General features: G+C 66.1%; 21 protein-coding genes. 3 read left to right on the top strand and 18 right to left on the bottom strand.

The features are described 5' to 3' along the window. Positions 1-18 precede the first annotated feature (18 nt). From AC56LN_RS03615 to AC56LN_RS03660, 10 genes are all read right to left on the bottom strand, one after another. Positions 19-894, bottom strand: coding sequence for a DNRLRE domain-containing protein (locus AC56LN_RS03615; protein WP_499570775.1), 876 nt, complete (start codon positions 892-894; stop codon positions 19-21). Continuing rightward, positions 894-1,385, bottom strand: a complete 492-nt coding sequence (locus AC56LN_RS03620) for a PilW family protein (RefSeq protein WP_499569983.1) — start codon at positions 1,383-1,385, stop codon at positions 894-896. The genes AC56LN_RS03615 and AC56LN_RS03620 overlap by 1 nt, the downstream gene beginning before the upstream one ends. Continuing rightward, on the bottom strand, positions 1,382-1,828 hold the full coding sequence (locus tag AC56LN_RS03625; RefSeq protein WP_499569984.1) for a type IV pilus modification PilV family protein: 447 nt from the start codon (positions 1,826-1,828) through the stop codon (positions 1,382-1,384). The genes AC56LN_RS03620 and AC56LN_RS03625 overlap by 4 nt, the downstream gene beginning before the upstream one ends. A 14-nt stretch (positions 1,829-1,842) precedes the next feature. Next, positions 1,843-2,397 (bottom strand): prepilin-type N-terminal cleavage/methylation domain-containing protein, encoded by a 555-nt coding sequence (locus AC56LN_RS03630; RefSeq protein ID WP_499569985.1) that lies wholly within the window; start codon positions 2,395-2,397, stop codon positions 1,843-1,845. 24 nt (positions 2,398-2,421) lie between these two features. Next, complete coding sequence (locus tag AC56LN_RS03635; RefSeq protein WP_499569986.1) at positions 2,422-3,024, bottom strand: prepilin-type N-terminal cleavage/methylation domain-containing protein; 603 nt, start codon at positions 3,022-3,024, stop codon at positions 2,422-2,424. Between the two features lie 96 nt (positions 3,025-3,120). Next, positions 3,121-4,245, bottom strand: coding sequence for a type II secretion system F family protein (locus AC56LN_RS03640; RefSeq protein ID WP_499569987.1), 1,125 nt, complete (start codon positions 4,243-4,245; stop codon positions 3,121-3,123). Between the two features lie 5 nt (positions 4,246-4,250). Beyond that, positions 4,251-6,287, bottom strand: coding sequence for an ATPase, T2SS/T4P/T4SS family (locus AC56LN_RS03645; protein ID WP_499569988.1), 2,037 nt, complete (start codon positions 6,285-6,287; stop codon positions 4,251-4,253). Beyond that, positions 6,284-7,837 carry an HD domain-containing phosphohydrolase gene (locus AC56LN_RS03650; RefSeq protein WP_499569989.1) on the bottom strand — a complete coding sequence of 518 codons (1,554 nt, stop codon included), beginning with the start codon at positions 7,835-7,837 and terminating at the stop codon, positions 6,284-6,286. Before AC56LN_RS03650 ends, AC56LN_RS03645 begins: the two co-directional genes overlap by 4 nt. A gap of 27 nt (positions 7,838-7,864) precedes the next feature. Beyond that, positions 7,865-8,242, bottom strand: coding sequence for a response regulator (locus AC56LN_RS03655; RefSeq protein WP_482899787.1), 378 nt, complete (start codon positions 8,240-8,242; stop codon positions 7,865-7,867). After that, positions 8,239-10,068: an ATP-binding protein gene (locus AC56LN_RS03660; protein ID WP_499569991.1), complete on the bottom strand. Its 1,830-nt coding sequence runs from the start codon at positions 10,066-10,068 to the stop codon at positions 8,239-8,241. The genes AC56LN_RS03655 and AC56LN_RS03660 overlap by 4 nt, the downstream gene beginning before the upstream one ends. A 299-nt stretch (positions 10,069-10,367) precedes the next feature. Here AC56LN_RS03660 and AC56LN_RS03665 point away from each other — a divergent pair, with 299 nt between their 5' ends. Beyond that, complete coding sequence (locus AC56LN_RS03665; RefSeq protein ID WP_499569992.1) at positions 10,368-12,611, top strand: phosphocholine-specific phospholipase C; 2,244 nt, start codon at positions 10,368-10,370, stop codon at positions 12,609-12,611. Between the two features lie 35 nt (positions 12,612-12,646). Beyond that, positions 12,647-13,231, top strand: coding sequence for a PEP-CTERM sorting domain-containing protein (locus AC56LN_RS03670; protein WP_499569993.1), 585 nt, complete (start codon positions 12,647-12,649; stop codon positions 13,229-13,231). Here the strand turns inward: AC56LN_RS03670 and AC56LN_RS03675 are convergent. Further along, positions 13,228-14,754, bottom strand: a complete 1,527-nt coding sequence (locus AC56LN_RS03675; protein ID WP_499569994.1) for an HD domain-containing phosphohydrolase — start codon at positions 14,752-14,754, stop codon at positions 13,228-13,230. The genes AC56LN_RS03670 and AC56LN_RS03675 overlap by 4 nt on opposite strands. 157 nt (positions 14,755-14,911) lie before the next feature. Here AC56LN_RS03675 and AC56LN_RS03680 point away from each other — a divergent pair, with 157 nt between their 5' ends. Further along, a complete protein-coding gene (locus AC56LN_RS03680) occupies positions 14,912-15,712 on the top strand; it encodes an alpha/beta fold hydrolase (protein ID WP_499569995.1) in 801 nt (266 codons plus the stop codon). A gap of 11 nt (positions 15,713-15,723) precedes the next feature. On the opposite strand, the gene AC56LN_RS03685 is transcribed toward AC56LN_RS03680, so the two are convergent. The 7 genes from AC56LN_RS03685 to AC56LN_RS03715 form a co-directional block, all read right to left on the bottom strand. After that, positions 15,724-16,476: a flagellar brake protein gene (locus AC56LN_RS03685; RefSeq protein ID WP_499569996.1), complete on the bottom strand. Its 753-nt coding sequence runs from the start codon at positions 16,474-16,476 to the stop codon at positions 15,724-15,726. 9 nt (positions 16,477-16,485) lie between these two features. Beyond that, entirely contained in the window at positions 16,486-16,830 is a 345-nt protein-coding gene (locus AC56LN_RS03690; RefSeq protein WP_499569998.1) for an EscU/YscU/HrcU family type III secretion system export apparatus switch protein, read from the bottom strand. After that, the gene (gene fliK, locus AC56LN_RS03695; protein WP_499569999.1) at positions 16,823-17,962 is read right to left on the bottom strand and encodes a flagellar hook-length control protein FliK; all 1,140 of its coding nucleotides are present in this window, start codon (positions 17,960-17,962) and stop codon (positions 16,823-16,825) included. The genes AC56LN_RS03690 and fliK overlap by 8 nt, the downstream gene beginning before the upstream one ends. Before the next feature lie 22 nt (positions 17,963-17,984). Next, on the bottom strand, positions 17,985-18,320 hold the full coding sequence (locus tag AC56LN_RS03700; RefSeq protein ID WP_482899778.1) for a flagellar protein FliT: 336 nt from the start codon (positions 18,318-18,320) through the stop codon (positions 17,985-17,987). An 8-nt stretch (positions 18,321-18,328) separates the two neighbouring features. After that, positions 18,329-18,781, bottom strand: coding sequence for a flagellar export chaperone FliS (fliS, locus tag AC56LN_RS03705; RefSeq protein WP_499570002.1), 453 nt, complete (start codon positions 18,779-18,781; stop codon positions 18,329-18,331). A gap of 25 nt (positions 18,782-18,806) precedes the next feature. Then, on the bottom strand, positions 18,807-21,428 hold the full coding sequence (gene fliD, locus AC56LN_RS03710) for a flagellar filament capping protein FliD (protein ID WP_499570004.1): 2,622 nt from the start codon (positions 21,426-21,428) through the stop codon (positions 18,807-18,809). 180 nt (positions 21,429-21,608) lie between these two features. Continuing rightward, on the bottom strand, positions 21,609-21,953 hold the full coding sequence (locus tag AC56LN_RS03715) for a flagellar protein FlaG (RefSeq protein ID WP_499570005.1): 345 nt from the start codon (positions 21,951-21,953) through the stop codon (positions 21,609-21,611). Between the last annotated feature and the right edge of the window lie 28 nt (positions 21,954-21,981).

The raw sequence follows: 21,981 nt of genomic DNA on the forward strand, positions 1-21,981 counted from the left end.
ATGGGTTCACGTCGATCATCAGCATTCCTTGGCGCGCACGATCTGCAGCATTGGACGCTGGAAGGCGAAGGGTGCTTCGCGGCTGTAAAAGTTGACCGACTGGTCGGCGTTGACCAGGCGCAGCAGCACGCCATTGGCGGGCAAGCGCTTGCTGGCCCAGCCATCGAACAGACCGGTCAGGTCCCAGTTGACAGCAAGGCTGCCGACGCCGGCCGTGGCCAGCACGGCGTCCGTATAGTCGCCGCCGTTCCAGTTCGACGCCGGACGCGCCTTGATCCAGGTGGCGCCCTTGTCCCATTCCGTCGTCACGCGATGTGCTGCGACCTGGCGCACCACACCGCTGATGGTGGTCGGCACCAGGTTCAGCGTGGCCGACACGACCAGCACGTCGTCGTCGATCTCGTCCAGATCCCATTTCATCAGGATGTGCGATTTCCCGGACACCAGGCGCAGCGTCTGGTCCTTCTCCAGCGGCGCCGCGCTGGGGGTCACGATCGTGGTGTCGGTCGTGTCGTCCGAGATGTCGATGCGTTCGGTCTGCCTTAAATCGTACAGTTGCATCTTGTTGCGCGTCACCGTACGCGTGGCCCCGTTCACGGTGGCCGTGGCGGTGATGTCGATGATGTCTTCTTTCTTGATGTCCACGGTCACCGTGCCGGCGCCCAGGGCAATCGGGCCGACGGGCCGGGTCACGCAGGCACCAACCTGGCCCGACCACCTGGCAGCGGCAACGCCGGCGTCGGCCAGGTAGGCGGCGGCGCGGCCCTCGTAGTCGTCGTTGATCGAGCGCAGTTCGACGCTGCCCGCGCGGTTGATGCCGAATGTCAGCGCCGCCAGCGTGGCCAGCAGCAGCGCGACCATCAGCAGCAACGCGCCGTCCTGGCGCCGCGGCATCACGGCGCGGCTCCGAGGCGGACGGTGCGCGCATACGCGACGCTGCAGTCCTGGCCGCCGCTGGCGTCGCAATCCGGGCGGTCGAGCACGAGGTCGATGCGCAGGACGTGACGTCCGGCGCCAACGTCCGGCACGCGCAGGTCGAATGCGCGCACACCGGTGGCGAGCACCGCACTGCGCACTGTTTTGCCGTCCGGAGCGGTTTCGACCAGGGCGCCGTTGGTGAGTGTGTACTGCAGCGGCGTGAGCCAGGCGGCCGGGTTGCCGAGATTCGCGTCCTTTGGTCGTGATGCGCCCGTGGCTTGCGTGACGATGCGGCCCATGGCGAAGCGGGCATCCGCGTTCTGGTCCAGGCCGGCGCGCACGAAACGCGCGCTGTCGGCGCCGGCGCGCAGCATCTCGCTCAGCGGCAGCATCACGAGTGCCGCGATGGCCAGGCCGATCATCAGTTCGAGCAGCGTGTAGCCGTGTGCAGGGCGGGGCATCGTCATCGCGCCACCAGCGTGGTCAGGGGCCATCGACCGGCAGGGGCGGCCAGCGCCGTGGTCACGCGCAGCAGATGCTCGCCGGTGCCGCCCAGGCCGATCCTGCGCGTGCTGTCGACGCCGTAGCGGGTGATGGTGACGGTCAGTGCCGGGCAATGGGCCGGTATTGCCGGTGCGCGCGCGCCACCGGGTGTCGAATAGACCGACGACGCATCGGACGTGCCGGCGGCGCTGAGCAGGTCAGCGTAGGGTTCGGCCAGCACGGTGTCCATCAGCGTGCTGACGCAGTCGAGTTCGCGCGCGGCCAGCGCACTGTCGGCAGGCACGTTGATGGCGCCGCGCAGCGCATTGGCGGCCGGAATCAGGCAGACCGACAGCAGCAGCAGGGCGAACACTGCTTCGAGCAGCGTCATGCCGGCGGCCCTGGTGCGCGATGGGAGAGCGTGCATGGTCGGCAAGCGGGTCAGGAAACCGTGATGCGACCGGTGGTGTCGATGATGATCGTGCGCTCGACATTGCCGGCGCCCAGCACGACCTGGCCCGCACGCAGCGCACGATCGCGCGCCGGACCGCTGCCCACGCCACGCAGCAGCTTGCCGGCTTCATCGAAGGCGACGGCGGCAGCGGTCGAGTTGTCATCGAAGGTAAAGGTGCAGCGCACGAGGGCCATGGTGTTTCCGGCGGGGGCAGCGTTCAGGTTGAGCAGATAGGGGGCGCGGTTGAACGGATGCTCGACCGGTTCGCGCGCCGCCCTGGTGGTGGTCTTGTCGGTCTCGAGCGCGAATACCGCGATGCTGTTGGCGGCGGCATCGCAGTCGAACAGCCGCTGCGCGCCACTGTACTGCGCGTTATCGCGGGCGTAGCGCAGCGCGTTGACCACTTCGCCGGCGGCCGCATCGGCGCGAAATTCCGCGACCGGTTGCGCCGTCGGGATGGCAACGGCGGCGGCGATGGCGAGGATCGCGACCACGATCAGGAGTTCGGTCAGCGTGTACGCCGCGCAGCGACGTGCGTGCATGCTGTCCGAAACAATCACGATCGCTTAATGGGCTGAGTAGGCTTTGCCGTTAGGGTCAACGACGTTGCTGTTCATGATGAATTGACCAGACTTGGCATCATACGCCCAGCCTTTGCCGGCGGCGGCTGGCGTGATCGCTCCCACGTTCGTTATGACAACCGTCGCATCGTTGTTGATCGGCTCAGGCGGGATGCCCTGGCGCAGATAAGGGCCGTAGCGGAACGTGGCATTTGCAACCGAGCATGTCTGTCCCGCTGCGTTTGACGGGAACTGCATCTGGTCCTGCATGGCCTTGAGGCTGCCTGCATCGCCGGTGCCAGCCGTCGCCCCGGTAGGGCAAGTGGCGCCGCTCGATGCAGCAGCACCGGGATAGACATTGCCAGTGTGCTGAGCACGGTACTGTTCCAGCGAATTGCGCACGGTAGCAAGATTGGCATCGAGCGCCGACTGTTGCGCATCCGACGTCGCCGCCGAAAACTGAGGAATCGCAATCGCAGAAATAATTGCAAGAATAATCACGACAATCAGCAGTTCGATCAGGGTAAAACCGGCGGCGGCAGTGCGCTTGAATGAGCTCGACATAGAAAATTTAATTAGTTGAACAAGCGTCTTTACAAGACGTTGCATGGTTAAAAAAGGTAATGCCGAAGCGTAACATGGGCGTGTTTCCGTTCGGCACTAACTCGTCAATCGTGTGACAAAGTGTGGTTTTTGAGTAACGCTTCAGTGGACGGCGCGTGACAATTTAAATATCGGCAGGATGAGCGAACTGACAATCGTGCCGACCAGGACCCCCATCACCAGCAGCATCACCGGCTCTGCCATCTTCGTCAGGCGCGCCAGCAGGCGCGTCAATTCGCGGTCGTACGAGTCGGCCACGCGGGTCATGACGCGGCCCAGCGTGCCGGTCGCCTCGCCGGTGGCGATCATCTGGCGCACCGACAGCGGCACGAAATTGCTGTGCTCGAAGCCGGCAGCAATCCCTTTGCCTTCGGTGACATCACGTTCGAGGTCGAGGATGAAGCGCTGGAAGTCGGCATTGGTCACCACCGCGCGGCAGGCCTCGAGCGTGGCCAGGATCGTCACGCCGTGTTCAAGCGAAATGCCCATCACGCGCAGCAGGCGCGTCAGATAGATCTTGGCGAACACGTCGCGCACGACCGGCAGGCGCAGCTTGGCGCGGTCGATCGCGACGCGCACCCCGGGCTGGCGCATCAGCACCCAGCACGCGCCGATGGCGCCAGCCGTGAGCGCCGCAACAATCGCGGCATGGCCGGTGAGCACCTGGCTCACCACCAGCAGCACGCGCGTGGTGATCGGCAACTGGTCATGGATCGACGCGAACATGACGGCAAACTTGGGGAACACGAACGTCAGGATAAACACCACCACACCAAACGAGAACGTCAGCAGGATCGCCGGATACGACAGGGCCGAGACCAGCATGGCACGCAGGCGCTCCTCTTTTTCGTCCAGCTCGACCAGTTGCACCAGCACCTCGGCCATGAAGCCGCCGGCCTCGCTGGCCGCGATCAGGTTGACGTAACTGCCCGGGAACAGCGCATGGCGCCCGAGCGCCGACGAAAAGCGTTCACCGGCCAGGATGTCGTCGCCGATGGTTCCGATCATCGTGCGCAGCTGGCCCGGTTCGGTCTGGTCATGCAGCGACTGCAGCGCCGTGTGCAGCGGCACGCCGGTTTCGAGCAGCAGCGCCAGGCGCTCGGTAAATAGTGCCCGTTCACGCATGCCCGGCGGGCGTGCGCCCAGCGTCCACCACGAGGCGGCTGACGGGGCGGTCCTGCCGGCCGGGCCCGGTCCTGCAACGGCAGCGTCGAGTTCGATCGGCATGGCGGTTACAGCGAATGCACGACGCGCGCGATTTCTTCGGGCGTCGTGTGGCCGTCAAAAGCGCGCGCCATGCCGTCGGCGTACAGGTCGTGGTGGCCGGTGGAGGCCACGTGCGCGGCCAGCTGGTCCTTGCTGGCATTGGCCACGATCATGCGCTGCAGGTCGGGGCCCACTTCGAGCAGCTCGTAGATGCCCATGCGGCCCTTGTAGCCGGAGTCATAACAGGCCGGGCAACCGCGTCCGCGCATCAGGCGCAGGTCGCCCTGGCCGCGCCAGCGGTAGGCGGCGGCCGCTTCGGGCGTGGCCAGGTAGCTGGTGCGGCAACCCTGGCACACGCGCCGCACGAGACGCTGGGCCATCACGCCAATCAGCGCCGACGAGAGCAGGTACGGCTCCACGCCCATCTCGACCAGGCGCGACACCGCTCCCAGCGTGTCATTGGTGTGCAGCGTGGTCAGCACCAGGTGGCCGGTCAGCGCCGCCTGCACCGCGATCTCGGCGGTCTGGCGGTCGCGCACTTCGCCGATCATGATGATGTCCGGGTCCTGGCGCAGCACGTGTTTCAGGATCTTCGGAAAGCTCAGGCCGATGGCGTCATTGACCTGGTTCTGGTTGATGATGTCGAGCTGGTATTCAACCGGGTCCTCGATCGTGACGATGTTCTTTTCGATGCTTTTCAGGTGGCTGATCGCCGCGTACAGGCTGGTGGTCTTGCCGCTGCCGGTGGGGCCGGTGACGAGGATCAGGCCGTGGCTGCGACCCAGCAGGCGCTTGAACGCGCCGACCGCATGCGCATTCATGCCGAGCTTGTCGACATCGAGGATCGACTGGTTCTTGTCGAGCACGCGCAGCACGACCTTTTCGCCGTAGATGCCGGGCAGTGAAGAAAAACGCAGGTCGACGGTGCGGCCCTGGGTCGCTACCTGGATGCGGCCGTCCTGCGGCAGGCGGCGCTCGGCGATGTCGAGGTTGGCCATGACCTTCAGGCGCGAGACGATCGCCGGGTGCTGGTCGACACGCGGCGACATGACTTCGTACAGCACGCCGTCGATGCGCAACCGGATGCGGGCACGGTTGCGTGAAATCTCGATGTGGATGTCGCTGGCGCCATCGCGGATCGCGCGCTGGATCACGGCGTTGACCATATTGATGACGGGGCTGGCGCCGGCCATTTCGTCGATCTGCGTGTAGTCGTCGGGAATCGTCGACTCGATCAGCTCCAGGTCGCTCGCTTCAGTCTGGACGAAATCGGGCAGGGCGCCGCCATAGGCTTCGTCGGCCAGGCGCCGGATATCGGCCGGCGGCGCAACCACGATGCGGATGCGCACGCCGGTACGGGCACGCAGTTCGTCGATGCTGTGGATGGCCTGCGGTTCGGCGCTCGCCACCGTCAGCGTGCCCTGCACCTGGAACAGCGGCAGCACGTTCAGGCGCCGCGTGACATCGCGTTCGAGCAGCGCCAGCGCGCCCGGGTCGTACAGGCCGGTGCGCAGCTGCACATACGGCAGGCCCAGTTGGTCGGCCAGTGCCTGGTACAGCGCCGCTTCGGTGATCCACTTGCGCTCAACCATGATCAGGCCCATGCGCTTGCCGGTCTGGTCCTGCAGGCGCGCCGCCTCGGCGACCTGCTCGGCGCTGGCTGCGCCGCGCTCGACGAGGATGTCTCCCAGCTTGCTGCCCGGTTCGCGCACGCGGCGCGGTGCGGTGGGGCGCGCATCGAACAGCGGCAGTTGTTCCAGCAGGCCCGTGGCCGCCAGGATGTCCTGCAGCAGGGCATTCGGGTAGGCCAGCTTGAGCCAGCCGCCCAGCTCGCCGAGGCGCTCGCCCATGTCGGCCATCATGCTCAGCGCGCGCCCGGACAGCAGCGTGACCTTGCCCAGGTCGACCACGATCGACACCTGGTGCTGCGCCACGCATTCGTTCAGCGCCGCCTGCAGCGTCTGGACGGCCTCGTCGGCCACCAGCGCCGTCAGCGGCGCCAGGTACGTCATGGCGCCGATGCGGCTGCGGGTGATCCGCTCGGGGGCGGCGCTCTCGCTCATGCGGTGGCGACGACCTGGGCAGGTGCTGCGGCCGGGACCGGATCGCGTGCGATGCGGAACTCGGCGATCCAGCCCGGTTCGGCGCGGCACACCGTCTCGAACATTGCGACCACGCCCGGGTCGAGCTGGGTGCCGGCGCAGCGCGCGATCTCGGCCATCGCCACTTCGTGGCTGCGCCCGGCGCGGTAGGCGCGCGAGCTGGTGATCGAGTCGTAGGTGTCGGCCACCGCGATGATGCGCGCATTGTACGGAATGTCGTTGCCGGCCAGGCCATGCGGATAGCCGGTGCCGTCGTACTTTTCCTGGTGGTGGCGCGCGCCCGGCACCGCGCCCTTGAGACGGTCGATGTGGCGCAGGATTTCGTAGCTGCGCTCGGGATGGACCATGATGAAGGTGAATTCATCGCGCGTCAGGCGACCCGGCTTGCACAGCACGGCGTCGGGGATGCCGATCTTGCCGACGTCGTGCAGGAGCGAACCCCAGAACAGGTTGTCCAGCTCACGCGCCGGCAGGCGCAGCGCGCGGCCGATTTCCATGGCGATGTGGTGCACGCGCTCGCTATGGCCGCGCGTGTACGGGTCTTTCGCTTCGACCGCCTCGATCAGCGCGGCCGCCATCTGCTGGTTGAACTTGCTCGTTTCGGCCAGCATGCTGTGCATGCGCGACAGGCTCGACAGGTGATTGGCCAGCACTTCGCCCAGCTTGCGGTCGCTGTTGCTGAAGTCTTCCTTGTGCGCATGGTTGAGCAGCACCAGGATCGCCACCACCGACTTGTCCTGGAAGACCGGGCAGCACAGGATCTTGAACGGCATGTCGGTGAAGATGTAGGCGCGGCGCGGGTCGTCGGCCTCGTTCATGACGATCGGCTGGCGCGACGAATGCGAGAAGCGGTACAAATCGCCGCGCATCTCGACCAGCACCAGATCCAGGTTGTGGATCGGGGCCGACAGGTTGGTGGCCGACACGCACAGGTTTTCGCCCGGCTTGATGAAGGCGGCGACGTCGGCGTCCATGTGGGCGGCCCAGCTTTCGAGCAGCTCGCCGAACAGGTCTTCGCCGCTGGTCATGTCCTGCACCTGGCGGTCGATCGCATACACGAGGTGCAGCTCTTCGTAGCGGTCCGACAGTTCGTCGGCCATCGCATCGAGCTCGCCCTGCGTGCGGCAGTCGTCGGCAATCGTGCTGGCGATGTCTTCCAGCGCTTCGGCCAGTGCGTCCCACGCGAACGGCACGTCGGTGGCGGTCGTGGCAGCCGTGTCGGCACGGACCGCCAGGTAACCGATCAGGCCGCGCTTGGCGATGATCGGCGTGTACAGCAGCGTCGCGTCGCCGGCATTGTGGCGCTGCATGCCCTCGCCCTCGGAAGTCCAGGCGAAGCCATCGGCATTGAGCGCCGTGATCCAGGGCGCGAGCGTGGCGTCGCCGGGTGCGCTCCAGCAGGGCGCGCCAGCAGCGTCGCAGACGGCCAGTGCGTAATCGCTTCCGGTACTGCGGCGCAGCCAGCGCTCGTGGCGGGTGTAGTCGAGGGTCGGCAGAAGATCAAGGGACATGGGCAGGCTTTGGTGGCTGGCGCGGCGTCACGCCAGGGCCGCAAAATGGCGGGACAACCGCGCCACCAGCTGGCGCGGGCTCAGGGGTTTTTCAAGGAATTCGGTATTGGCCAGTTCACGCGCCCAGGCACGCTCGTCGAGCGCGGTCATCGAGGTCATGACCAGGATCAGGAACGGGTGGTCCGGATAGGTGGCGCGGGCCAGCGGGCACAGCGTGCGCCCGTCCATGCCGTCCATCTGGATATCGCTGATCAAGACATCGGGCAACTGCTGCGCCATGCAGGCCAGCGCTGCGTTGCCATCGCTGGCGGTGACGACGAGATAGCCTTCGCGTTCGAGCGACAGGCGCAGCACGCGCAGGACATGGGGCTCGTCGTCGACGAGCAGGATGTGGCGCGGGTTCATAGCACGGCGGCGCCGGCGGGCGCGGAAACGATCTTCAGGTGGACCGAGAACGTGCTGCCCACGCCCGGCTCGCTTTCGACGACCAGGCGGCCGTGGTGCAGTTCGACGATCTGCGCGGCCAGGTACAGGCCCAGACCATGGCCACCGCGCTGGGTGGCGGCACCGGCTTCGCTGACGCGGTAGAACTTTTCGAAGATGCGGTCCTGGGCTTCCGGCGCGATGCCGATGCCGGTGTCGCGTACGCTGATCACGATTTCATTGTCCTCATTGCGGGCCGCCAGCGTCACGCTGCCACCCGGGCGGTTGTATTTGATGGCATTGGTCAGGAGGTTGTTCAGCGCAATGCGGAACAGGTCCTTGTCGATCGCCACGGCCTCGAGCTCGCGCGGCAGGTCGAGGAGCACGCGCAGCTGCTTGCCTTCGGCGCGTGGCAGCGCCTGCTCATACGCGTCGCGCAGCATGTCGTCGAGGCGCACGCGGTTGCGTTCGGGGCTCATGCTGCCGGTTTCCAGCTTGCTCACATTGAGCAGGTTGCCGACCAGCGCATTCATGCGCTCGATCTCGTCCTGGATCACGTTCAGCGATTCGACCCGCATGCTTTCGTCGTCGCTGTCGGCCAGCATCTCGGCGTACATGCCGATGACGTTCAGCGGCGACTTGAGTTCGTGCGAGACGTGCGCGACGAAGTCGTTGCCCGCCTGGCGCGCCAGGTATTCGCGGGTCACGTCGCGCAGCACGACCAGCGTGCCGAACGACATCGTGCCGTGCCCACCGCTGAGCGGTTGCGCGGTGGCGCTCAGTTGCCGGCCCTCGACATTCAGCGGCGCGAAGTCGATCTTGTGCGAGCGGGCGTTGTCGCGCAGGTCGCCGCTGTAGCGGCCGAACAGCGTGCGCAGCGCCGGATCGCAGCACCAGGCATCGAGCGGCTGCCCCAGGATCTGGTCCATCGGGATGCCGAGCAGGGGCTCGACCTTGCCGGAGGCGAACGTGACGTCGCCGGCCGGATCGAGCATCAACAGGCCGTCGGGCAGCGACTGCAGCGCGGCATTGAGCTTCTTGCTGCCGTATTGCAGCAGGCGGTTGTCGGCGGTGGTATTGAGCGAGCCTTCCTCGAGCTGGAGGATGCGTGCGCCGGCCTGGTCGAGGTAGTGCTGCATATTGGTGATCAGTTCGCGCATGTCGTCGGCGCCGGGCTGATCCGGCCTGCCGGGCGCGGCGAGCTGGCGCAGCTGGCCGCGCAGCTGGGTGCTGAGCGCTGCCAGCGGCGCCATCTCGCGCTTGATGACGACGTACATGACCGGAACGACCAGAAACATCATCAGCGCCAGCAGCGCGAGGAACGACACATCCTGCGCCAGAACCGTAAAGCCCGGCTGGTGGAAGCCCACGCGGACGAACGCGGCGTCGCCGCCGGCGTCTGCCAGCGGCCCATAGAATTCGCGCAACGGTGCGCCGCCGTTCGTTGCCGGCAGCGTCCGTTCGCCGAAGCCGGTGCGCGCATCGGCAGGCAGCGGGGTGGCAGGCGCGATGCTGCCGCTGCCAGCGATCTCGGCCAGCGTGCGGCCGTTCGCATCGCCGATCGTGACATAGGCGAAGTCGCTGTCGTCGTTCGAGGCAAGCACGGCGGCGAGCACACCGCCGCGACCGCTGCTGTCGGCAAGGAGAGCCATCGGGACCGTACTGAGCGCCTTGACCAGTCCGACACCCTTGTTGCGCACCTGCGCAGCCTGGCTGGCCTGCTGCCGGACCACGAGCAATGCGACGACGAGGGTGATGGCCGCCAGCGCACAGGTGATGAGGATGATGCCGATGCGGTTGAGTTTCATGCGGATAGACTTGGCGAAATGGAATCTAGCGAACTGTAACGATCGAAACTATAGGTGTCGGGTTGCAATCAGGCAAATACAATTCCAATCGTGTGCAACATTTCTGTAAAAAAATAATCGCATGACAACGTGAAATGTTGTTTTCACGTTGATGTCACTTTCACGGTCAGTCCATCCACAGTGTCATGGCGTCGTCACGATCGGGGCGTACGCTGGTGCCGTCTCACATCATGTCTGCAAGACAACATATTGCAACATAAGTTTCCTGGCTAAAACACTCACGTCTTTGGATAGATCCTATGACCTCACGACGCAGTTTCCTGCGCAATAGTGCGCGCGCGGGTATCGCCGCTGGCACGCTTGCCGCTTTTCCGCCCGCCATCCAGCGCGCCCTTGCCATCCCGGCCAATAACGCGACGGGCACCATTCGCGACGTCGAACACGTCGTGATCCTGATGCAGGAAAACCGCGCCTTCGACCATTATTTCGGCACGCTCAAGGGTGTACGCGGCTTCGGCGACCGCTTCACGATCCCGCTGCCGGACGGGCGCAGTGTCTGGCAGCAGCGCCTGGCCAACGGCAATGTCGTGATGCCGTTCCACCTGGACGCCAGCCGTGGCAATGCCCAGCGCGTCAATGGCACGCCGCACGATTGGGTCGACAGCCAGCTGGCCTGGGACAATGGCCGCATGGACCAGTGGCCGCGCTACAAGAATCCCATTTCGATGGGCTACTTCAAGGAAAGCGAGATCCCGTTCGCGTTTGCGCTGGCCAATGCGTTCACCGTCTGCGACGCCTACCACTGCGCGATGCACACCGGAACCGATGCGAACCGGTCGTTCTTCCTGACCGGCACCAATGGCGCGGTACCCACCGGCACGGCCTTCGTCTCCAACGAGTGGGATGCGATCGACGGCGTGCCGGGCGGGGTCAACACCGGCTACACCTGGACCACATATGCCGAGCGTCTCGAGGCAGCCGGCGTGAGCTGGATCAGCTACCAGAACATGCCCGACGAATGGGGCGACAACATGCTCGGCGCGTTCCGCCAGTTCCGGCGCGCCAATATCGCGTCGGGCTATCCGGTGTCCAGCGGCGGTGCCCCTGGTCAGCCGTACACCAACACGGGCCAGGCGCTGCCGTACCACGCCTATGACGCGGCCACCGACAACGCGAAGAACCCCCTCTACAAGGGCATCGCCAACACCTTGCCCGGTACCCAGCCCGAGCAATACCTGGACGCGTTCAAGCGCGATATCCGTGACGGCAAGCTGCCGCAGGTGTCGTGGATCAACGCACCATCGATCTATTGCGAACACCCTGGCCCGTCGAGCCCGGTGCAGGGCGCCTGGTTCCTGCAAGAGGTGCTGGACGCGCTGACGGCCAATCCCGAGGTCTGGAGCAAGACGGTCCTGATCGTCAACTTCGACGAGAACGATGGCTACTTCGACCACGTGCCGTCGCCCTCGGCGCCGTCGCCGGACGGCAAGGGCGGCTACGCCGGCAAGACCACCTTGTCTGCTGGCGCGCTGGGGCCGGAATACTACACGCACCCGCGGCCTGTCGGCAGCACCCGCCAACCGGCGGCGGACGGGCGCGTCTACGGGCCCGGCCCGCGCGTGCCGATGTATGTGATTTCGCCGTGGAGCCGTGGCGGCTGGGTCAATTCGCAGGTCTTCGACCACACGTCGGTGCTGCGCTTTCTCGAGGCGCGGTTCGGCGTCATCGAACCCAACATCAGCGCGTATCGCCGCGCCGTCTGCGGCGACCTGACCAGCGCCTTCAATTTTGCAACGCCGAACGACGAGGCGTTGCCGGTGCTGCAGGGCCGCGGGAGCAAGGCCCAGGCCGACGCCCTGCGCGCCGCGCAGCAACGCCTGGCGCAGATCGCACCGCCGGCATCGCCGCAGATGCCGCTGCAGGCGCCGGGCACGCGGCCATCGCGCGCGCTGCCGTACGAACTGGCCACCACCTGCCAGGTGCAGCCGGGCGCCACGATGGCCGCCGTGCAGGTGACGCTGAACTTCATCAACACCGGGCGCCAGGGCGCGGTTTTCCACGTGTACGACCGCAAGAACCTGGCGGCCGTACCGCGCCGTTACACCGTCGAGGCAGGCAAATCGCTGGCCGACAGCTGGACGCCCGCAGTGGGCGGCGCGTACGACCTGTGGGTGCTGGGCCCGAACGGCTATCACCGCCACTTTACCGGCAGCGCGCTGCGCGCCGTTGCCGCGGGCCAGGCACGCCCGGATGTTCACGTGCGCTGCGATGCCGCCACGGGCGAACTGGTACTGCGCCTGATGAATGCCGGCGCGGCGCCGTGCACGTTCAACCTGAATGCGAACGCCTACGCCCAGCTGCGCCAGCTGCACACGCTGGCGCCGCGCACCGAACTGCTCGTGCGCATTCCGCTGGCGGCCAATGGTTACTGGTACGACCTGAGCGCCACGGTGTCGGGCCAGCCCGACTATCTGCGCCGCTTTGCGGGCCGCGTCGAAACCGGCCGGCATACCGTCAGCGATCCGGCGCTGGGCCTGGTCTGACCATGTCCGCCTCCAACACCACCAACAGGAATTCCATGCATCCCATGCTTCGTAACGCGGCTGCGGCCGTCGCCTTCGCGCTGTGCGCACCCTTCGCCTCGGCGACCGTGCTCGATTTCGACAACATCGTGGGTCCCGACGGCTACGCCGCCGTCGCCGCCAACTACGGTGGCCTCGACTGGTCGGGCGCCGGCCTGAATGTCTTCACGAGCGAGCAGGATCCGTTTGCCGCCCGTTCGGGCACGGGCCGGGTCACCACCGACTGGACCGACGGCGGGCCGGTGGCCAGCACGATCCGCTTCCTGGCGCCCACGGTGTTCGAGGGCGCCTGGTTCTCGGGCTACGAGGACAGCAGCGTGCGCTTCGACCTGTACTTCCAGGGCCTGCTGGTCGCCAGTACGGCGGCGCTGCAACTGTCCGGCACAGCGGCGTTCCTGGATGCAGGCTGGGACGGCGCCATCGATGCTGTTGTCGTCTCCAGCGGCGCGCAGGGTTCGTATGCGATGGACGACTTCAGCTTTGCCGATGCAACCGAGGTGCCGGAACCGGGTTCGCTGGCGCTGCTGCTGGCCGGCCTGGGCATGGCCGGTGCGTTGCGGCTGCGCCGCGCGCAGTCTTAAATCAGGCCCAGCGTCAGCGCGCGCAAGGTCGCTGCGGCGCGGGTCGAGCATCCGAGCTTGCGAAAGATGCTCTCGACATGCGTGCGCACGGTGCTTGGACTGATCCGCATCGCGCGCGCGGCTTCCTTGTTGGTTTCGCCCAGGCTGATGCGCTGGAGGACGTCGACCTCGCGCGCTGACAACAGCTGGCGCGCCGATGCCGGCGTGGTGGTCGCTGCGGTACCGGCCGCCGGCGCGGCGCGGCCAGCGGCGGCGGCCAGCACGGCATCCACGGCGGCGCGGTCGAGGCGCCCGCCCGTCACCTGGGCTTCGAGCAGTGTCAGCGTCGCCGCCGGTTCGTGCGCGGCGCGCCATGGCCGCGGCGAGCGCAGCGCGACGTAGACGGCCGCTGCGGCCAGCAGGCGTTGCGGCAGGCCGAGCGCGGCGGCATCGAGACTGCGAAAGTAGCCGCTGCCATCGAGCCGTTCATACACGTGCGAGGCCAGTTGCGCGTCGGCCGCCATGCCGTCGATCCGGCTGCCCGCGCGTGCGGTCCAGTAGGGCACGAGGCGGATCGCTTCCCAGTCGGCGCTGCTCGGTTTCCCTTTGCGTTCCCACACCGTGTTCGACACGGCCACGCGCCCGATCCCGTGCAGCAGCGCCGCGCGCGCCAGGCTGCGCTGGCCGGCGTCCGGCAGGCCGGCCCCCTGCGCCGCGCGCTGCACCAGCAGCGCCACGCGGCGCGAATAGCCGGCCAGCCAGGGCAGCTTCAGTTCGATCATGTCGGCCACCAGCGTCAACGGCACCGACAGCGGCAGGAAGTCGTTCAGCGGCGCCGGCTCTTCGGCGTCGTCGAGTTCCTCGATCCAGGCCTGCGCCTGCGGTAATACCTGCGCCACCAGCGCCGCCGGATACTTGGCATCGCCCAGGCGTTCGATCATTGCCAGCGCCACGGTCAACCCGTGCACGCGCGCCAGGATCTCGATGTCGCCGGCCAGCGCCACGTGATACACGACAGCCGGCACCGCGCCGCTGTCCAGGCCATAGGGCAGGCCGCCGCCATCGTATTGTTCGAACACGTGGCGCAGGCCGTGCTCGACCGCGGCGGGCAAGCCCATCATGGCGGCGATGTCGCCCGCGACTTCACAGTGGATTTCGGCCAGCGGCATGATGTGCCCCCCGTGCGGGTCCAGGCGCGCGGCCTGCTGCGCCGTGAGCGTGCGGCCCAGCATCGCATGGCGGCCACCAACGTCGTCGCCCAGCAGCGTGGCAAAGCCGGCGGCATTCGCGGTACAGCCCGACCAGCGCAACTGCGCCACCATGCGTGCGTGGGCAGCCGCGGTGACGTCGCAGCCGGCGGCCAGTGCGATGCGTGTTGCGAGCCGCGCGGCGCGGCTCGACGCATCGATCGGCTGGCCCATGCTCAGGTCACCGACGATCGCGAGCAGTTCGATGGCCTGTGCCAGCGTCACCGTGTCGTGGCCGTGCAGGCTGATGCTGGCAGGCGAGAGCGGTGACGTCGATGCCTGGATGAGCGTGTCCATGAAGCCTTTATGTGGGATGGGCAGTGACGTACCTGCGTGCTGGATGGCGCCGATAGTATAGCCAGTTCGGCCTGCATCGGTCGATCGACCGATACCGGATTGGCAAGCCGCTTCCTATACTGGGTTCACCGTAGCAACCACCCACCAGGAGAACTTCATGACCACACTTGCCACCACCCTTCGCACCATCGCCATCGCAGCCGCCGTCGTCACCGGCACGGCATCGGCAGCAGCGCCGGCAACCGCGCCGGCAGCCGCACCGGCGCCAGCAGGGACGTCCGTCGTCATCGTCCACGGCGCCTTTGCCGACGGTTCCGACTGGGCCAAGGTGATCCCGTTGCTGCAGGCGAAGGGCGTGAACGTCACCGCGATCCAGAATCCGCTCACATCATTGAAGGACGATGTCGCCGTCACCCGGCGCGTGCTCGATGCGCAGACCGGCAAGGTGGTGCTGGTCGGTCACTCTTGGGGCGGCACCGTGATTACCGAAGCCGGCATCCACGACAAGGTCGCGGCGCTGGTGTATGTGGCGGCGTTCGCGCCGGATGCCGGCCAGGCCAGCGCGGAGCTGGGCAAGGGGTATGCGCCGTCGCCGGGGATCGGCAAGCTGGTGGCCGACAGCGAAGGCTTCCTGACCCTGCCGCCGGCGGCGATGCGCGACGACTTCGCGCAGGACGTGCCGGCCGCGCAGACCGCCGTGATGAGCGCGACCCAGGGGCCGATCAAGGGCAGCGCTTTTGGCGAGAAAGCCGCCAGCGCTGCGTGGAAAGTCAAACCGTCGTGGTATATCGTCAGCAGCAAGGACCGCATGATCGATCCGCAACTGCAGCGCGCAATGGCAAAGAAAATTGGCGCCCGCACCACCGTGCTGCCATCGAGCCACGTGCCGCAGCAGTCGCGCCCGGCCGATGTGGCCAAGGTGATCCTGGAAGCGGTCGCGGCCAGCAAACAAGGCTGACCGCGGACAGTTCAAGCCAGCCCGGCCAGCTTCGCATTGCGCTCGCGTTCGAGCTTGGTGATGTAGCGCTGCACCGACGCCAGCGCGCCGCGCGAGATGTCGACGAACTGGCAGCCGATGCGGCGCGTGGTCTTGTGGTTCAGCAGCGTGAGGTCGAGCGAGTTGCGGATCTCGAGCGAGGTCGCGATCGGCCCGATCTCGGGCAGTTCGATGCGGCAGTTGGCGATCACGCGCCCGACCGTGGTATCGAGCAGCAGCTTGCTGTCGAGAAGGGCAATGCCGCCCACGCTGATGTCATGCAGCGCGAATACGCTCATGCCGCCGGCACCGCCATCCATCGGGACCGGAATCAGTGCGCGCACCGGATTGCTGACCGGCGTGGCCATCCGGTAGTACTCGCGCCGCTGCAGGCGGATCAGGGTAGGGGGAATGTCGGCGCGCAGTGCCGGCTCGCCGCGCCAGACGGTCGGGGCCAGGTTGGCGGCCCCGAACAGGATGCGGATCTTGTCGAGCGTGGTTTCGCATTTCGCGCGCGCTGCGCCCGTCATGCGCTGGTTCTGGGCCGGATCGATCGAGCGATCGAGCACGATCGTGTTGCTGTCTTCGTCCACGGCCAGGATCGAGGTCACGCAGACGTCGGCCTCACCCCTGATCAGCAGGCGGATCAGCTGGTTGTGTTCGCCGATCTGGCGCAGCAGCGAGATGATCTCGCGGCGCGATGCGACTTCGTAGTCGTGCCAGTCTTCCAGTTCTGCTTCATCCATTGCTAGGCTTTATGTCCTTGACGCTTGTTCTGGGGGGAGGTGGGGCGTCGGATCAGGTGCGGTGGGGATTGATTCACCGTTCTTTTTAGCCGACTCAATATGATATAGCCACGCCAACAGTTCCGCAATTGCTCGATACAGCGTCGGCGGTATTTCGCGGTCCAGATCGACCTGCATGAGCAGCGACACCAGCTCTTTCGATTCGTGCACGAACACACCCGCATCCTGGGCGCGCTGGATGATCTGTTCGGCGACCATGCCGGAGCCCTTGGCCACCACCGTCGGCGCTTTTTCGCCGGCGCTGTAGGCCATCGCCACGGCGCTCTTGATGCGCTGGTTGGCCAGCTTATTCATGGCCACCATCATCATCATTCTGCGGCGCGACCGCGGCCCGCGCGCGCGCGTCGAACCCCGCCAGCGGCGTGCCGACCGACTCGAGCGCGCCGGCCAGGTTCGGCGCGTGCTGGCGCAGCAGGGCGGCGGTGGCGTCGTCGCCGGTCGCCAGCCCGATCTGCAAGGCGCCGCCCACCATCCGCAGCTGCACATCGAGTTCGCCCAGTTCAGGAAAGCGCAGGCGCAGGCGGCTGTTCCAGATCGCCTGCTCGTCGCCGCCGCCGCCGTGGGCTTCGCGCTGCACGTCCCATTCCATCGGCTGGCCGGGCCACAGCTGGCCTTTCCACGCCAGTTGCGACTGCTCCTGCGCCGCCAGCTGCATGCTGATGAACTGCGCGGTCGCGGGATCCTGCGGATTCGGGCGCGCGCCGGCCTGCGCAGCCTGCTGCTGCGGCTCGTTCGCCAGTTCGGCCAGCGCGCGCGACCCCTGCGCCCATTCGGCCACGTGCGATTCGTAGAACAGGCCGCTCTTGCCGAATGCCTGTTTCAGGCCGGCAGCCAGCGCCGCCGGGTCGGCGTCCGGGGTGGCCACCAGTGGCGCATGGCCGGTGACGGCGGTCAGCACCGTCTCGGCTTTCTGGGCGGCCGCCAGCACGCCGGCCAGGGCCTGGGCGGTGGGACTCAGCGTGGTGTTTTTTGCTTCGGTGCCGCCGGCGAAGGCCTGCGTGCCCAGCCCGGCGCTGGAGGCCAGCAGCGCGCCGGCGCGGCCGAGGGCGGCGCCTTCGCGGTAGCCCAGCGGGGCACCCGGCGCGTCAGTTTCCGCTTGCGGTGCGGGGCCGGCTTCGGCAAAGCCCGTGGCGGTGGTCTGGGTGCCAACCTGGAAGGTGGGGCGGGGATGCAGGCCGATCAGCGTGAGCGGCACGTCGGCACCGACCAGGGCGCCGGGAGGCAGTTGCATGCGCGCCTGGGTGTCGGCGAACTTGACGACAAAGGTGCCGTCGGTGAGTCTGGCCTGGACTTCGCCGTGGATCGCCTTGCCCAGCAGCGGCGCGACGGCGCGCGCAAAGGCTTGCTGGCGCGGGTCGACCGCCTGCTCGGCGGCCTGGGCCGGCGTGACGCGCGTGACGGCGGAAACAAGATCGCGGGGCAGCATCAGTCAACCCCCGCCGGGCGCATCAGATGCCGTAGGCGCGCGCGACGCGGCGTTCGGTCGATTTGCTGTTGATCAGGGACGACAGGTGCGCCATCCATGGGCTGGTCAGGTCGCGGATGCGGCGGTCGGCGTCCAGCATGCGGCGGATCGCATCGACCTTGCGCACGCGCTCCTGGCCGGCCAGCGGGCTGACGCCTTCGTTGGCCTTGAGGCGGCGCGCATGGGCGGCGCATTCCTGTTCGAGTTCGGCCAGGCGATCCCATTCGCTGGCGGTGGCCGCGTCGAGCATGCGCTCGGTGATACCGACCATCGTTTCGTAGACCGACACCACTTCTTGCCCGTTCATCGTCATCGTCATCGTCAACCTTATGCGCTCATCAGGGTAGGGGCACGCTGGATGGCCGGCACGGCCTGCTCGGGCGCATCGTTCTTTTCGCCGATCTGGACCCAGGCTTCGCGCAGGTCGGACATCAGGCCATGGACTTCTTCGATGATCGCGATGTCGTTCTTCATATTGGCCTGCAGCAGGCGGCGGCTCATGTAATCGTACAACGCATCGAGGTTCTGTGCGATTTCGCCGCCCGCTTTCTGGTCGAGCGAGGCGCGCAGGCCATTGTCGATGATCGTGATGGCCTTCGAGATCGAGGCGCCCTTGGCGGCCACGTTCGACGATTTGATGTGGTTAATGGCGCTGAGCAGCGCAACGATCACGCCGTCGTACAGCATCACGACCAGCTTCTGTGGCGACGCTGCAGCAACGCCGGTTTCCAGGCCAACCGTTGCATAGGCGCCAACGCCGCGTTTCGGGGTTCCAAACATATGAGATTCTCCGGTGATGCTGAAATTATGAGTTGGCCGCGATGGACGCCAACTGTTGTGTAAGGTAGTCCGAGGTCGATTGCATCGACGACATCATGGCGTCGAGCGCGACGAACTGGGCGCGGTAGCGTTTTTCGATGCTTTCCAGGCGGGTTTCGAAGCGCGCGGCCTGGTCGGCGACCGATTTGATCGACACGTTCAGACCGTCGGTTTTGCTCTTGAGCAGGCTGTCCTTGCCGACGAAGCTGGTCGCCAGGTTATTGAGCTGGAACGCGAAGCCCTGCGAGAACGTCACGGTGCCGCGATCGCCGAGAATGCCGCCGGTGATCGATACCTGGATGCCTTCCGCGTTCGAGCCTGCCGCTGCCGTCAGCGCCTGCCCGTTGCCGGTGGCGGCCACGCCGCCGATTGTGCCGACGACGTCCGAGCCCTTGCTTGGCGCGGCGCCGCCGAAGATCGAATCGACCGTGCTGCCGCTGACGCCCGCAATCGAAATATTCGAAGTCTCCCCGTATTTGCTCGACGACAGTGTCAGGATGCGATCGTCGCCCGCCTTGGCCTCGACCGTATCGCCCGCACCGGCGAAGACTGCGTTGCCATTGATCGACGAACGCAGCAGCGCTGCCAGGTCATCCTTGTTATAGGTGCCGGCAGGCAGCTTGATTTCCTGCGTCTTGCTGTCGGTAACAGGATCGGTCTGGTTCAGCGTGACGCGCCATACCGTGTTCGGTGCAATGGTCGATGTGGCGTTCAACGGGGCGCTGCTTGTCAGCGTACCTTGGGTCGCGAGGTTGGTGATGTTCACGCCATAGGTGCCGGCCTTGGTAGCAGCAGTCGATTTGTCGAACTTGACCAGGCCGTCGGTGGTCGAGCCCATCGCGGCAAACAGCCCGCCAAAGTCGGCCGCGTTGTCGGTGATTGCCTTGTTCAGTTTGCTTGAATCCACCTTCAGGCTGCCGTCCTGCTGGAATGCAATGCCGATCTGGCTCAGCGAATTGAGTTTACCGCCCGTGCCCTCGACGACGGCGCTGATCTGTCGCCGCATCTGGCTCTGGATCGCGCGCACGCTGGCGTCGCCCTGCAAAATGGCGCCCTTTTTGGTTTCGGCGTTGTACTTCGTCAGGCCGCTCATTGTCGTGTTGAGCGTGTTGTACGCCTTGACGAAGTCGTTGACCGCCGTGCTGATGGCCGCCGTGTCTTTGGTGACCGTCAGCGTGCTGCTGCCGACCGCGCTCACGTCGAGCGTCACGCCCTGGATCGCATCCTTGACGCTGGTGCTGTCGCTCTTGATTTCGATGCCGTTCATGTTCAGCAGCGTGCTCTGGGCACCGGCAGTCTGGGACATGCCTTGCGCGCCGGTCGGGTCATACCCCAACAGCGAAACAAGGGCCGGGTCGCCCGCCGAGCCGTCTTCACCAGCCACGCCGATCTTCATCGACGTCGCCTCGCCAGTCTTGTTCGACGTGACCACGAGGTGGAACGGCTTGCTGCTGCCATCGGAGACGATGGTCGCAGTCACGCCCATGTCGGCCTTGTTGATGGCGTCGCGGATGCCTTGCAGCGTCTGGTCGCCCGCTTCCAGCGTGATCGTTTTGCTGTTGAGCGCGCCATTGAGCGAAAAGCCGGACCCTTGGTGCAATCCGACGCTGCCCGCAGTAAAGCCGGCCGACGCCGGGTTGTTGCCGCCAACCAGGATCTGGTTACCGTTGTTCGAGCGAAGCGTGACGCCGGCCGTCGCCGTCGTGGTCGCGCCGGCATTGTCTACTCCGGCAGCGTGCTTGATGCCGCCCTTTACAGTCCCGGTAACGGTTTCGGTCACGTCGATGGTGTTGCCATCGGCGGCCTTGAACTGCAGCGTACCGGCAGCGGCGCTGCCGCTTACAGTAATGTTCGCTGCAGCAAGAGCGTTGCGCGTGCCGGCGCTGGCCAGTGTGGTATCGAGGCCGGCGCCCGTGAGCGGTGCGCTGCCGGTATTCAGATTCGCCAGCTGCACGCCGCCGACCGACAGCGCGTAGCTGGAACCGGCAGTGACGCTGACGTCGCCAAAGCCGGCGAACAGGTCGGCGGCGGTCTCGGTGCTGCCCGCCGTGGCGACGACGCCGGTTTTTTCGCTCTGCGCATTGATGGCCTCGGCCAGCGCGCGGGCGCTGCGGGTGGTCGGACTGGTGCTGATCGCCACGCCGTTCAGGCTCAGCGAGCCGTTGGCGATGCCGCCCGTAGCTGCGGCCAGGCCCAGCGCATTGCCGGTGGCGCCGAAGCCGCCGCCGGTCACGGTGCCGAACTGGAACGTCAGATTGGTTGGCGCACCGGCGCCGATGGTGCTGGTGCTGCTGGCCATGCCGGTCGTCTTGAGGCTCTGCGACTGGGCCAGCTGGGTCACGTTGACCTTGTACTTGCCTGGCACGGCGCCAGCGCCGGCGGTGCCGGTGAAGATATTCTTGTTGGAGGGCGTGGCGCTCAGACCTTGGAACGTGTTTGACTGGTTCAGCGACGTCAGCGCGCCCTGGAAAGCGCCGACTGCGGCGCTGACCTGGTTCAGTGCCGTGTTTTTCGCCTGCAGTGCGGCCGTTTTCTTGGCGTAGTTGTCCAGCGGCCTGGCTTCAGCCTGCATGAGCTTTGCAACGATGCCGTCAATGTCGAGAGCCACTAGTTTCTCCGGTGAAAGCAATAATGTAAGTCATTATCGGCAGAAACAAACGGTTCTTAAGAGCGGTAAAGGCCGCTCTCTTTTTATTTTAGTGAAGCGGGTTGGCGAAGATGCTGCCATGCCATGTAAAAAAGCGCCGAACCCCTGCGGGTACGGCGCTTATGGTGAGCGGCAGGTGATTCAGGCAGTCTGATCGAGCAAACGTCCCATCATCTTGTCGATCGATTTGGCCATTGCCAGTGCCTCCTTGGTCGGCATCTGGCGTACCACTTCGCGCGTGTCGCGGTCGATGATCTTGACCACTACGTCGTTGCTCTCTTCGTCGATCTCGAATTGCAGGCTCTGCGCCGATTGCGGCAGGGCTTCGTTGAGTTTCTTGACGGCGGATGTTACCTCATCGAGATCAGGTTCCGCGGGGGCTTTTTCCGGCGTCACTTTCAGCGCCGGAATGGCCTGCCCGCTCGTCGCAACTGGACGTTCGTCCAGCTTCGTGATGGGCGTTGAGCCAGTTGATTGGATCTGCATGGCGTTCCCCTAGTAAAAATTCCCCGGC

Source organism: Telluria sp. ZT3P26, from assembly GCF_059686035.1.